Raw genomic sequence first — 12769 nt, forward strand, 5'->3', positions numbered from 1 at the left:
ATATATCGCCTTGTGGGTGTGGAGGTTGCCATGAGCACAGGTACCGCCACATTCCCCGGCACCCGGGCACTGCGCCAGGTCGGCAACCTCACCCTGCTGGCCTGGCTGGTGGCCAGGGCAATCCCGCGCCGCCCGTTCCAGGTCCGGGAGGCGCTGCAGCAGGCCTGGTTCTTCGCCAGCGTGACGATCCTGCCCACCGCGCTGGTGGCCATCCCGTTCGGCGCGGTCATCGCGCTGCAGCTCGGCTCGCTGACCGAGCAGATCGGCGCCCAGTCGTTCACCGGCGCGGCCAGCGCGCTGGCCATCGTGCAGCAGGCCAGCCCGCTGATCACCGCGCTGCTGGTGGCCGGCGCCGGCGGGTCGGCGATGTGCGCGGACATCGGCGCGCGCACCATCCGCGAGGAGATCGCCGCCATGGAGGTGCTCGGCGTCGACCCGGTGCAGCGGCTGATCGTGCCCAGGGTGCTGGCCGCGATGTTCGTCTCGGTGCTGCTCAACGGGCTGGTCAGCGTGGTCGGGGTGCTCGGCGGCTACTTCTTCAACGTGGTCATGCAGGGCGGCACCCCGGGCGCCTACCTGGCCAGCTTCAACGCGCTCGCCCAGCTCCCGGACCTGTGGATCAGCGAGTTCAAGGCGCTGCTCTACGGCTTCGTGGCCGGCGTGGTCGCCGCCTACCGGGGCCTGAACCCGTCAGCAGGCCCGAAAGGGGTCGGCGACGCGGTGAACCAGGCCGTGGTCATCACCTTCCTGCTGCTGTTCCTGATCAACCTCATCCTGACCGGCATCTACCTGCAGGTCGTCCCCCCGAAAGCGTTGTAAATGACGACGCACCCGACGCCACCCCCACCACCGATCGTCCCACCCTCGCGGACGTCGCTGAGCGCCATCGCCGCCCGCGCCGTGGACCGCCGGGCCAACGGACTGGCCGACGTGGGCTGGCAGCTCGCCTTCTACGGCCGCGCGCTGGCCTGGAGCCCGCTGGCCATCCGCCGCTACCCGCGCGAGACGCTGCGGCTGCTCTCCGAGGTGTGCTTCGGCACCGGGGGCCTGGCGGTCATCGGCGGCACCCTCGGCGTGATGATCGGCATGACCATGTTCACCGGCGCGGTGGTCGGCCTGCAGGGCTACTCCGCGCTCGAACAGCTGGGTACGGCGGCGCTGACCGGGTTCATCTCGGCGTACTTCAACACCCGCGAGGTCGCCCCGCTGTCCGCCGGCCTGGCCCTGTCGGCCACCGTGGGCTGCGGGTTCACCGCCCAGCTCGGCGCGATGCGGATCTCCGAGGAGGTGGACGCGCTCGAGGTGATGGCGGTGCGCAGCCTGCCCTACCTGGTGACCACCCGGGTGATCGCCGGGTTCGTCGCGGTGATCCCGCTGTACGTGGTCGGGCTGCTCGCGGCCTACCTGGCGTCCCGGCAGGTCACCGTGTGGTTCTACGGCCAGTCCGGCGGCACCTACGACCACTACTTCCACCTGTTCCTGCCCCCCGGCGACGTGCTCTGGTCGTTCCTCAAGGTGATCGTGTTCGCGCTGGTGGTGATCCTGGCGCACTGCTACTACGGCTACACCGCGACCGGCGGGCCGGCCGGGGTCGGGGTGGCGGTGGGCCGCGCGGTGCGCACATCGATCGTGCTGGTGTCGTTCACCGACTTCTTCCTCAGCCTGGCCATCTGGGGCTCCACCACGACCGTACGGATCTCCGGATGATCGGGTACCCGCGTTCGGACCGCCCGCGCTACATGCTGCTCGGCCTGGCGTTCGTGCTGGTCGCCGTGCTGTTCGTGGGGTTCACCGTGGCGATCTACCGCAAGGCGTTCACGTCCACCGTGGACGTCACGCTGCAGACCGACCGGGTCGGCACCCAGCTGCGCGAGGGCGCGGACGTCAAGGTGCGCGGGGTGCGGGTCGGCGAGGTGCGCGCGATCGCCCCGTCCGCCACCGGCGCCACCCTCGACCTGGCGCTCGACCCGGACGCGGTCGCCGAGGTGCCCGCCAACGTGTCCGCGCAACTGCTGCCCAAGACCCTGTTCGGCGAGCGGTTCGTGGACCTGACCATCCCCGACACCCCGACCCGCGCGATCGCCGCCGGCGACGTCATCGGCCAGGAGCGAACCCGGTCCGCGATCGAGGTCGACCAGGTGCTGGACAACCTGCTGCCGACCCTGCAGGCGGTGCAGCCCGCGCAACTGGCCACCACGCTCAACGCGATGTCCCAGGCGCTGCGCGGCCAGGGCCAGCCGCTCGGCCACACCCTGGTCGCACTGGACGCCTACCTGAAACGGTTCAACCCGGCCGTCCCGGACCTGGTCACCGACCTGGACCGGCTCACCCCGGTCGCCGACACCTACGCCGAGGCCGCCCCGCACCTGTTCGGCGGCCTGGACGACCTGACCACCACCAGCCGCACCCTGGTCGACGAGCGCGACCGGCTGGAGAAGCTGTTCCTCGGGGTGACCGACGCGTCGAACGACCTGACCGACTTCCTGGCGCACAACCAGGAGAACCTGGTCGACCTGGCCGCCAGCTCGCGCCCCGCGCTGCAGGTGCTCGCCAAGTACGCCCCGGAGTTCCCCTGCCTGTTCCGCCAGGTCGTGGAGGGCATCCCGCGCGGGGACCGGACCTTCGGCAAGGGCTCGGCGCACCCTGAACAGCAGCGCATCACCATCGAGATCTCGGCCAGCCGGGGCAAGTACGTGCCCGGCGTGGACACCCCGCGCTTCCAGGACACCCGGGGCCCGCGCTGCTACAAGCAGGTCGTGCCGTTCCCGCAGTACCCGCCGGGCGGGCCGCTCAAGGACGGCACCCGCCACCCCCCGCCGCCGACCGACATGCCCGACCCGGGCCTGCTCGGCCTGATCGACCCCGTCCCGTCGACCAGCGGCGGCTCGACCCGCTGGACCGAGGGCGGCACCCCACCCAACGGCCCCATCCCGCTGCCGTTGATGGGCGAGCCGACGCCCGACCCGAACCCGACACCACCGGGGCCGCGATGAGGAACGTGCTCGCACCCTCGGTCAAGCTGGCGGTCTTCACCGTGGTGACGGTGCTGCTCACCGGCGTGCTGGCGGCGACCATCGCGAACGCCAACCTGGGCTCGACGACCGGCTACACAGCGATCTTCACCGACGGCTCGGGCCTGCAGCCCGGCGACGACGTGCGGATGCGCGGGGTCAAGATCGGTCAGGTCGACGAGCTGCGGGTGCGCGACGACAGGTACGCGGCGGTGAGCTTCGACGTGGACAAGACCCGCACGCTGCCCGCCGGGGTGACCGCCACCATCAAGTACCGCAACCTGATCGGCCAGCGCTACCTGTCGCTGGACGCGCCGCCCGGGGGGCCGCCGGGGACGCTGCGTCCGGACGGAGTCATCCCGGTGGAGCGCACCCACCCCGCGCTGAACCTCACCGAGCTGTTCAACGGCTTCCAGCCGCTGTTCCAGGCGCTGTCCCCGGCGGACGTGAACAAGCTCTCCTACGAGATCATCCAGGTGTTCCAGGGCGAGGGCACCACCATCGAGGAGCTGCTCGGCTCCACCGCGTCGCTGACCAACACCCTGGCCGACCGCGACCAGGTGGTCGGCCAGGTGATCGACAACCTGAACACGGTGATCGGTACGGTCGCCGACCGCTCGCCTCAGCTGTCCGAACTGATCGACACCCTGCAGCGGCTGGTCAGCGGCCTGTCCGAGCAGCGGGAGCCGATCGGTCGAGCGATCAAATCGATAGGAACGCTGACCCAGACCACCGGGAGCCTGCTCGACTCGGCCCGGCCGCCGCTGAAGTCGGACATCGCCGAGCTGGGCCGGCTGTCCGGCAACCTCAACCACAACTCCCCGGAGATCGAGCGGGTCATCCAGGGCCTGGCGCCCAAGCTGGACGCCCTGACCCGGACGGTCAGCTACGGAAGCTGGTTCAACTTCTACCTCTGCCAGGTCAACGGCACGGTGTCGGTGGACTCGCTCGGGGTCAAGCTGCCGGTGCTGCCGCCGCCGGGCACCACGATGCCACCGAGGTGCGGGCCGTGAAGCCACTCAAGGAACGCAACCGGGCGGCCGTCGGCGCGGTGGCCCTGCTGGTGATCGCGCTGGTGGCCACCGCCGCGTTCCACGCCGAGGACCTGCCGCTGATCGGCGGGGGCACCGGGTACACCGCCCGGTTCGCCGAGTCCGCCGGCCTGAGCGCCGGCAACGAGGTGCGGGTGGCCGGGGTCAAGGTCGGCGAGGTCACCGACGTGGGCCTGGAGCGCGGCCAGGTGGTGGTCGACTTCCGGGTGGCCGGCGTCCGCGTCGGCGACCAGAGCCGCGCCTCCATCGAGATCAAGACGCTGCTCGGCGAGAAGTTCCTGGCGGTGCAGCCGGCCGGAGCCCGCGAGCAGGACCCCGACGTGCCGATACCCGTCGCCCGCACCACCACCCCGTACCAGATCCCGGACGCGCTGGGCGACCTCACCCACACCGTGGAGCAGGTCGACACCGCCCAGCTCGCGCAGAGCTTCCGGGTGCTGTCCGGGACCTTCGCCAACACGCCAGGACAGTTCGGCAAGACGCTGGACGGCCTGTCTCGGCTGTCGCAGACGATCGCCTCCCGGGACCAGGCGCTGCGCTCGCTGCTGTCCGGCGCGAGCAACGTCAGCGGCGTGCTGGCCACCCGCAACGAGCAGGTGCGCAAGCTGATCAACGACGGCTCGGCGCTGCTCGACGAGCTGCAGCGGCGCCGCGACGCGATCACCGCGCTGCTGCGGGGGACGGAGTACCTGGCCGACCAGCTGCGCGGGCTGGTCCGGGACAACAGGGACCAGATGCATCCCGCGTTGAAGGAGCTGGACGAGGTGACCGCGCTGCTGCACCGCAACCAGGAGGCGCTGGCCAAGGGGGTGGCCGCGATGGCGCCGTACATCAGGACGTTCACCAACGTGGTCGGCAACGGCCGCTGGTTCGACGGCTACCTGTGCGGGCTGGTCACCCCGACGATCACGGCGGGGGCGCTGCGGATCAACCCGGGCAGCTGCGGGCCGCCGGAGCCCGCCAAGAAGCCCGGCGGGGACATCCCGCTGCTGTTCGGGGGCGACAGGTGAGCCCCCGGGTCAGGACCGGGGTCATCGCGGCCGGGTGCGTGCTCGTGGTCGGGGTGGTCGCGGCGCTGTGGTGGGTGTTCCGGGCGCCGGAGGACACCAGGATCACCGCGTTCTTCGACAAGGCCGTGGGCCTCTACCAGGGCTCGGACGTGCGGGTGCTGGGCGTCAAGGTGGGTCGGGTGGACGGGGTCACGCCCGAGGGTCCGGTGGTGCGGGTGGACCTCACGGTGGAGCACGAGTTCCCGGTGCCGCCGAACGCGTCGGCGGTGGTGGTCGCGCCCAGCCTGGTCAGCGACAGGTACGTGCAGCTCACTCCGGCGTACGTGGACGGCCCCGCGATGGCCTCCGGCGCGGTGATCCCGCGGGAGCGGACCGCGACGCCGGTGGAGATCGACGAGCTGCTGCGCGGAATCGACAAGCTCAGCACGTCGCTGGGGCCGGACGGGGCGAACAAGACGGGCGCGCTGTCCGCCGCGCTGGACACCGCGGCGGCCAACCTGCGCGGCAACGGCCAGGACCTGAACACCACCATGACCAAGCTCGGCGAGCTGGCCCGCACGCTGTCCGACTCGCGCGGCGACCTGTTCTCCACGGTGGACAACCTGAACCAGTTCACCGCGATGCTGGCCCAGAGCGACGCCGAGGTCAGGGACTTCCAGAGCAAGATCGCCGACGTGACGGGGCACCTGGGCGGGGAGCGCGAGCAGATCGGCAGGACGCTCTCCTCGCTGGCCGACGCGCTGGAGGAGGTCGACTCGTTCCTGGGCGAGAACCGGGAGCTGGTGTCGTCCAACGTGCACAAGCTGGTGGGCATCACCGACGCGCTGGTCAAGGAGAAGGAGGCGCTGGCCGAGGTGATCGACGTGGCCCCGCTGGGCACCTCGAACTACCTCAACGCCTACGACGCCGCGTCCGGGACCGTGCAGGTCCGGGGGGTGTTCACCGAGCTGGCGCTGTCACCGGTGGTGCTGCTGTGCACGATCCTGCAGCGCGAGACGCCCACCGGCCTGCCGCCCGACCTGGGCAACGCCTGCGTGTCCGTGGCCCAGCAGCTGGACAAGGTGGCGCCGCTGCCGTCTCCCGCCCAGGTGCTCGGCGACGTCCAGCAGGGCAAGGTACCGCTCCCGGGCGGCAACCGATGACTAGATTGATCGTTCTACTGCTGGTGGTGGTGCTCGGCGTGTCCGGGTGCGGCGGGTCCGGGCTCTACGGCGCGCCGCTGCCCGGTGGCGCGGACATCGGCGGGCGCCCGATCCGGGTCACCGCCGAGTTCGCCGACGTGCTCGACCTGGTGCCGCAGTCCAGCGTCCGGCTGAACGACGTGCCGGTCGGACGGGTGGAGGGGATCACGCTGTCCCCGGACGGCTCGGTCGCGCTGGTCGACCTGGTGATCAACGGCGACGCCCGCATCCCCGGCAACGCCCGCGCCGAGCTGCGCACCGCCAGCCTGCTCGGGGAGAAGTTCGTCGCGCTCGGCGTCCCGCCCGGCGCCGCACCGGTGGGATCCCTCCGCGAGGGCGACCGCATCCCGCTGGCCGAGACCCGCCGCCACCCCGAGGTGGAGGAGGTGCTCGGCGCGCTGTCGCTGCTGCTCAACGGCGGCGGCCTGGCCCAGCTCCGGGACGTCATCCGCGAGGTGAACGCCGCGACCGGCGGCAACGAACCCCAGCTGCGCTCGCTGCTGGGCCGCCTCGCCGAGCTCACCGGCCGCCTCGACGCCCAGCGCGCCACCATCGTGCGCGCCATCGACGCCCTCGGCCGGCTGTCCACCTCGCTGGCCGGCCAGACCGACCACATCACCGTCGCCCTCGACCAGCTCGGCCCCGGCCTGAAGGTCCTCGAAGAGCAGCGCACCGACCTGGTGTCGATGCTCAAGGCCCTCGACCGCCTCTCCGGGGTGGCGGTGAGCACGGTGAACCGCGGCCGCGACGACCTGCTCGCCGACCTGCGCGCGCTGCGCCCCACCCTGCGGGAGCTGGCCAAGGCCGGTGACGACATCCCGAACTCGCTGCAGATGCTGCTCAGCTACCCGTTCCCGGACTACGCGCTCAAGTCGCTCAAGGGCGACTACTTCAACACCGACGTGCGGCTGGACTTCGACCTGAACCAGACACTCGGCAACCTGCTCCGCTCGTCCCAGCCGATCGTCCCGATCCCGGGCAGCCCCGCGCAGCCGCTGCCCATTCCGAACCTGCCCGCGCCGCTGGGCCTGCAACCGCCGGCGGGATCGGACCCGTCCTCGGCAGGGACGCCCAGGAAAGGCCTGGAAGACCTGCTGTCGCCGCTCACCGGGGGCTCCCGGTGATCACTCGCAAGGTCAAGATCCAGCTGATCGTCTTCATGGTCATCGCGGCGGTGGGCGTGATCTACACCGGCGCCCGGTACGCCGGGCTGGACCGGCTGGTCGGCGCCGGCGGCTACCGGGTGGACGTCCAGCTGGCCGACGCGTCGGGCATCACGCCGAACTCCGAGGTGACCTACCGGGGCGTGGCCGTCGGCCAGGTCACCGACGTGCGGCTGGCCAGGGGCGGCGTGGTCGCCGGCCTGCGCATCCAGGACGGCGCGCCGCCCATCCCGGCCGACGCCCGCGCGGTGGTCGCCAACCGCTCGGCGGTGGGGGAGCAGCACATCGACCTGCGCCCGGAACGAACCACCGCCCCCTATCTGGCCGACGGCTCGGTGATCCCCCGCGAACGCACCACGCTCCCGCCCCGGCCCGCGCAGGTGCTGACCAACCTGGACCGGCTGGCCGCCAGCGTGCCCACCGAGTCGCTGCGCACCACCGTCTCCGAGCTGGGCACCGCGTTCGCCGGCACCGGGCCGTCGCTGCGCGCGCTCGTCGAGGGCTCCGGGGCGCTCACCCAGACCGCCACCGAGCACCTGCCGCAGACCGTCGGCCTGCTGCGCAACTCCGGCACCGTGCTGCGCACCCAACAGCAACAGGGCGACGACATCCTGGAGTTCAGCCGGGGCCTCGAACAGCTCTCCGCCGGCCTCAAGGACGCCGATCCCGACCTGCGGCGGGTGATCAAGGCATCCCCCGAGGTGGCCGGCCAGGTGAGCTGGCTGCTGGACGACTCCGGCGACGCGCTGTCCGAGGTCGTCCGCAACGCGCTCACCCTGTCCCGGGTCACCGAGCACCGCACGTCCGCCCTGGAACAGCTCCTGGTCACCTTCCCGGTGGTCAACGCCATCGGCCCCACCCTGGCCCCCGACGGCCGAGGCCACCTGGGCCTGGTGCTCAACTTCTACGACCCGCCCACCTGCACCAAGGGCTACGAAGGCACCAAGCAACGCCGCGCCGACGACTTCACTCCCATCAAGACCAACTACAAGGCCCGCTGCGCCGAACCGCGCGGCAGCCCCACCAGCGTCCGAGGCGCCCAAAACGCCCCCACCCCCGGCCGCTGACGGCCGCTGATCGCTCGCACACCCACTCCGTACCCCGCACACGCACTGAAGCAGGTGTGTGACGCGCGGACTGGGTGTGCTGGGTGTCGAATCGTGGTGGGGCCGGACGACGCAGGGGTGGAGCCGGGAACGGCCCGGCGGAGTGGACGGAGTGAGGACGATGGGCGAGAGGGAAGCTGTCGAGGTGACCAACCTGGACCGCTACGGGTCGGCGGCGTTGCCGTGGAGTCGGGCGCGGGACGCGCTGGTGGCGGGCCTGCCGAAGATGACGACCACGACGTTCCTCGGGACGGTGCGGCCGGACGGGCGCCCGCACGCGGCGGGGATCGGCGCGCTGTGGCTGGACGGGGACGTGTACTTCACCAGCAGCCCGGCGGCGCGCAAGGCACGCAACCTGGCGGCGAACCCGGCGTGCACGCTGTCGGTGAAGCTGGCGGGGATCGACCTGGTGGTCGAGGGCGAGGCCGTGCGGGTGACCGATGCGGCCACGTTGGAGGCGGTGGCGGCGGCATACCGCGACGGTGGGTGGCCGGCGGAGGTGGACGGTGACGCGTTCACGGCTCCGTTCAGCGCGCCCAGCGCCGGGCCGCCGCCGTGGCAGCTGTACCGGTTCCGGTTCGACACGGCGTTCGCCGTGGCCACGGCCGAGCCGCACGGGGCGACGCGCTGGCGGTTCGAGGGCTGAGCGCTCAGCTCGGTTGCACGACGCGCTGGTACAGGTGGGGGCGGCGGTCGGCGTGGACGTCGTTGCGCTCGCCCAGGGATTTCGAGGTGGCGGTGGCGAGGTCGATCGTGGCGGTGACGGTCGCGGGCGTGCTCAGGGTGAGCGGCGTCAGCGGGTAGCCGTGCGGCCCGATCACCACGCTGCCGCCCACCCAGTCACAGCCCCGTTCGACACCGGCCCGGTCGCACACCGCGAGGTACATGCCGTTCGTGTAGGCGGCGGCCTGGGCGTTGGTCACCTCGATCGGCCGTTCCCCGTCCGGCCGCGCCACCAGCGGCCAGTTCACCGGCACGCACATCAGCTCGGCCGAGGACAGCGCGACGGTCCGTGTCCACTCCGGGAACTCCAGGTCGTAGCAGATCAGCAGCCCGATCCGCCCGACCGCCGTGTCGGCCACGGGCGGTGGCTCGCCGCCGGGCGCGAACCACTCGGGCTCGCGGTCCCACAGGTGCGTCTTGCGGTAGCGCGCCAGCACCCCCGAGCCGTCGACCAGCACCGCCGAGTTGTGCAGCTCGCCCGCCCCGCCGTCCTCGGCGAACCCGCCGGCGATCAACACCCCGTGCTCGGCGGCCAGCGACGACCATTCCCGCACGGTCGGCCCGTCCACCGGCTCGGCCAGCGCCCGCGCCTCGTCGAGCGTCTCGAACATGTACCCGGTGTTCGCCAGCTCCGGCAGCACGACCACGCCGGCACCGGCGCCCGCTGCCGCCGCCACCGCCTCGGCCAGCAGTGCCCGGTTGCCCTTCACGTCGCCGAACACGGGTGTGACCTGGCAACACGCCACGGTGACCTCAGCCATGGTCGCAGTAGAACATCACCCGCCGCGCGGCGCTACCAGTTGTAGGTCTGGCCGGTTTCTGCGGCCGTCGCGCGCCGGTAGGCGAGGTTGGCGGCGACCATGTCCTCCATCCCGATCCCCATGCCCTTGTAGACGGTGATCTCCGTGTCGTTCGTCCTGCCCCGGCGGGGGTCGACGACCACCGCCCCGAGGGTCGTCCCGTGGGCGGGGTCGATGCCGGCCAGCTCGGCGCTGCCGACCTGCGGCGGTTCGAACGCATCGAGGGTCTCGACGAAGAGCTTGTGCTCGGCGGCCAGCGCGGTGGGCAGCTCGCCGCCGGGCGGGCGGACGCCGACGGACGAGACGTGGGTGCCCGGCCCGACCCAGGACGGGTCGATCACGGGCGTCTCGGAGTAGGTGGCCAGGCAGACGATGTCGGACTCGCGGACGGCGGCCTCGGTGTCGGCGACGGCGCGGGCGAGCTCGAAGCGGTCGGCGAGGTCGCGGGCGTCCTCGTGGTACAGCGAGCACACGTTGATGCGGTCGAAGTCGCGGATCAGCGGCAGCAGCCGAAGGTGCTCGCGGCCCTGCACGCCGGCGCCGATGACGGTGGCGACCCGGGCGTCGGTGCGGCCGAGCAGCCGGGCCGACAGCACCGCGGCGCCCGAGGTCCGCACCCCGGTGATGTAGGTGCCGTCCATGATGCAGGTCGCCGCCCCGGTCTCCGGGTCGAACAGCGTGATCACGGCAAGGTGGTTGGGCAGGCCGATGTCCAGGTTGCCGTCGAACACGTTGACGATCTTCACGCACATCTGCTGGCCCGGCGCCCACGCCGGCATGCTCAGCGAGTATCCCTTGCCGGGCACGGTGATCTCGGGCCGTGGCGGTGACTGGACCTCGCCCAGCTCGAGCCGGCGGAACCCGTCCTCGAGCCCGTCCAGCAGCTCGGAAAGATCGAGGCATTCCTCGACCTCGGCCTCGCTGAGCGCCTTGACCGGCCGGGTGCCTTTCGTGATGTCGAACGCGGCCCTGCGGTTCTCGCCCTCGGTGACTGTCACACCCTCATCGTGTGGTTTCCGAAGTTCACCGTTCAAGAGGCATCTCAGCATTTTGGACTAGAACTACTGGCACTCAGGAACAGCGAGAACGGCCCCGGGAGGCGATCTCCCGGGGCCGTTCTCGGCGGTGCGCTCAGGCGGCCACCAGCTCGCGCTCCTCGGCCGGCTCCTCGTGCCCGGCGGGTGCGACGGAGCGCAGCCGGCGGGCGGTGAGCACGGCCAGGCCGACGAACAGCGCGGCGCCGAGCCCGGCGGTGACCGTCAGCCCGTTGCCGAACGCCTGCTGCGCGGCGGCGAGCAGGTCGGCGCCCAGGTGGCCGGGCAGCGTCGGCGCCACCTTCTGGGCGGCGGCCAGGCTCTCCCGCGCGGCGTCGGCGGCTTCGGCCGGCACCCCGGCCGGCATCCCGCCGGCCAGCTGCGCCCGGTACAGCGCCACCCCGAGGCTGCCGAGCACCGCGACGCCCATGGCGATGCCCAGCTCGCCGCCGGTCTCGGACAGGGCCGACGCGGCGCCCGCCTTCCGCTCCGGGGCGGCGCCGAGGACCATGCCGATGGTCAGCGCCATGGTCGGGCCGAGGCCGGCGTGGGTGAGCACCAGGCCCAGGACGGTCACCGAGACGCCGCCGGACTGGCCGGCCACCGCCAGCACGGCCAGCCCCGCCGCCGCCAGCACCAGGCCGCCGGCCATCACCTGGGCCGGCCCGAAGCGCCCGGCCAGCCGCGCGGCGGTCAGCGAACCGATGGTCATCGCCACCGCCTGCGGCACCTCGACCAGGCCGGTGTGCAGCGGGCTCAGGCCGAGCACCTGCTGCAGGTACTGGGTGACCAGCAACACCGTCCCGCCCATCACCGCCCCGGCCACCAGGCCGATGGCCAGCGCGGCGGTGAACTCGCGGCGGCGGAACAGCGCCAGGTCGAGCAGCGGGTCGGCCAGCCGGTTCTGCCGGCGGACGAACGCCACCCCGAACCCAGCCCCGACGACCACCGCCAGCACCGGCACCGCCGCCACGCCGTCGCGGGCCAGCTCCTTGATGCCGTACACCACCGGCAGCACGGTGGCCAGCGACAGCGCCACGCTGGCCAGGTCGATCCGGCCGCTGTGACCGTCGCTCCGGTGCTCGGGCAGCAGCACCGGCCCGACCGCGAGCAGCAGCACCATCACCGGCACGCCGAGCAGGAACGCCGAGCCCCACCAGAAGTGCTCCAGCAGCGCGCCACCGACCACCGGGCCGATCGCGGTGCCGGCCATGAAGCAGCTCATCCACACCGCGACGGCCAGCCCGCGCTGGGTGGCGTCCCGGAACATGGTGCTGATCAGCGCCAGCGTGGACGGCATCAGGGTGGCCGCGGCCAGCCCCAGCAGCGCGCGGGCCAGTATCAACGTCACCGGCCCGGTGGCGAACGCGGCCACCACCGAGGCCACCCCGAACGCCGCCGCGCCGACCAGCAGCAGCCGCCGCCGGCCGATCCGGTCGCCGAGGCTGCCCATGGTGACCAGGAAGCCGGCGATCATGAAGCCGTAGCTGTCCAGGATCCACAGCTGCTGGGTCCCGTTCGCGCCCAGGTCGGCGCTCAGCGTCGGCAGCGCCAGGTAGAGCACGCTGATGTCCAGCGACTGCAGCAGGGTGGGTAGGGCCAGTACCGCCAGCCCGAGCCACTCCCGCCGGCCGGCTCGTGGGTTCGTCTGTGTCGTCTTCACCGTCTTGGTCCCCTCGTGGGTGGCGC

The 12769-nt window shown here is 72.2% G+C and carries 12 protein-coding genes; 9 read left to right on the top strand and 3 right to left on the bottom strand.

The window, feature by feature from the left end; all coding sequences use genetic code 11:
- Window positions 1-30: 30 nt before the first annotated feature.
- The 9 genes from N912_RS0100530 to N912_RS0100570 all read left to right on the top strand — a co-directional run bounded on the left by N912_RS0100530 (window position 31) and on the right by N912_RS0100570 (window position 9169).
- Window positions 31-819 carry an MlaE family ABC transporter permease gene (locus N912_RS0100530; protein WP_028920883.1) on the top strand — a complete coding sequence of 263 codons (789 nt, stop codon included), beginning with the start codon at window positions 31-33 and terminating at the stop codon, window positions 817-819.
- The gene (locus tag N912_RS0100535; protein WP_084210499.1) at window positions 820-1707 is read left to right on the top strand and encodes an MlaE family ABC transporter permease; all 888 of its coding nucleotides are present in this window, start codon (window positions 820-822) and stop codon (window positions 1705-1707) included.
- A complete protein-coding gene (locus tag N912_RS48580) occupies window positions 1704-2993 on the top strand; it encodes an MCE family protein (protein WP_051579409.1) in 1290 nt (429 codons plus the stop codon). The genes N912_RS0100535 and N912_RS48580 overlap by 4 nt, the downstream gene beginning before the upstream one ends.
- Entirely contained in the window at window positions 2990-4024 is a 1035-nt protein-coding gene (locus tag N912_RS0100545; protein ID WP_028920885.1) for an MCE family protein, read from the top strand. The genes N912_RS48580 and N912_RS0100545 overlap by 4 nt, the downstream gene beginning before the upstream one ends.
- A complete protein-coding gene (locus N912_RS0100550) occupies window positions 4021-5073 on the top strand; it encodes an MCE family protein (RefSeq protein WP_028920886.1) in 1053 nt (350 codons plus the stop codon). The genes N912_RS0100545 and N912_RS0100550 overlap by 4 nt, the downstream gene beginning before the upstream one ends.
- Window positions 5070-6215, top strand: coding sequence for an MCE family protein (locus tag N912_RS0100555; protein WP_028920887.1), 1146 nt, complete (start codon window positions 5070-5072; stop codon window positions 6213-6215). Before N912_RS0100550 ends, N912_RS0100555 begins: the two co-directional genes overlap by 4 nt.
- Window positions 6212-7378: an MCE family protein gene (locus N912_RS48585; RefSeq protein ID WP_037062575.1), complete on the top strand. Its 1167-nt coding sequence runs from the start codon at window positions 6212-6214 to the stop codon at window positions 7376-7378. Before N912_RS0100555 ends, N912_RS48585 begins: the two co-directional genes overlap by 4 nt.
- Window positions 7375-8484: an MCE family protein gene (locus N912_RS48590; RefSeq protein ID WP_037063134.1), complete on the top strand. Its 1110-nt coding sequence runs from the start codon at window positions 7375-7377 to the stop codon at window positions 8482-8484. The genes N912_RS48585 and N912_RS48590 overlap by 4 nt, the downstream gene beginning before the upstream one ends.
- A gap of 160 nt (window positions 8485-8644) precedes the next feature.
- Window positions 8645-9169, top strand: coding sequence for a pyridoxamine 5'-phosphate oxidase family protein (locus tag N912_RS0100570; protein ID WP_028920888.1), 525 nt, complete (start codon window positions 8645-8647; stop codon window positions 9167-9169).
- 4 nt (window positions 9170-9173) lie between these two features.
- On the opposite strand, the gene N912_RS0100575 is transcribed toward N912_RS0100570, so the two are convergent.
- The 3 genes from N912_RS0100575 to N912_RS0100585 all read right to left on the bottom strand — a co-directional run bounded on the left by N912_RS0100575 (window position 9174) and on the right by N912_RS0100585 (window position 12743).
- Window positions 9174-10007 (bottom strand): nitrilase-related carbon-nitrogen hydrolase, encoded by an 834-nt coding sequence (locus tag N912_RS0100575; protein WP_028920889.1) that lies wholly within the window; start codon window positions 10005-10007, stop codon window positions 9174-9176.
- Between the two features lie 32 nt (window positions 10008-10039).
- Window positions 10040-11044, bottom strand: a complete 1005-nt coding sequence (locus tag N912_RS48595) for an ornithine cyclodeaminase family protein (protein WP_211261102.1) — start codon at window positions 11042-11044, stop codon at window positions 10040-10042.
- Window positions 11045-11177: 133 nt separating this feature from the next.
- Window positions 11178-12743, bottom strand: a complete 1566-nt coding sequence (locus N912_RS0100585; RefSeq protein ID WP_028920890.1) for an MFS transporter — start codon at window positions 12741-12743, stop codon at window positions 11178-11180.
- Window positions 12744-12769 lie beyond the last annotated feature (26 nt).

It is taken from the genome of Actinospineispora acaciae DSM 45401 (assembly GCF_000620785.1).
Taxonomy (GTDB): domain Bacteria; phylum Actinomycetota; class Actinomycetes; order Mycobacteriales; family Pseudonocardiaceae; genus Pseudonocardia; species Pseudonocardia acaciae.

Coding starts and splice junctions, on each gene's coding strand:
- N912_RS0100530 (WP_028920883.1), top strand. CDS start 31: ATGAGCACAGGTACCGCCACATTCCCCGGCACCCGGGCACTGCGCCAG.
- N912_RS0100535 (WP_084210499.1), top strand. CDS start 820: ATGACGACGCACCCGACGCCACCCCCACCACCGATCGTCCCACCCTCG.
- N912_RS48585 (WP_037062575.1), top strand. CDS start 6,212: ATGACTAGATTGATCGTTCTACTGCTGGTGGTGGTGCTCGGCGTGTCC.
- N912_RS0100545 (WP_028920885.1), top strand. CDS start 2,990: ATGAGGAACGTGCTCGCACCCTCGGTCAAGCTGGCGGTCTTCACCGTG.
- N912_RS0100570 (WP_028920888.1), top strand. CDS start 8,645: ATGGGCGAGAGGGAAGCTGTCGAGGTGACCAACCTGGACCGCTACGGG.
- N912_RS0100575 (WP_028920889.1), bottom strand. CDS start 10,007: ATGGCTGAGGTCACCGTGGCGTGTTGCCAGGTCACACCCGTGTTCGGC.
- N912_RS48580 (WP_051579409.1), top strand. CDS start 1,704: ATGATCGGGTACCCGCGTTCGGACCGCCCGCGCTACATGCTGCTCGGC.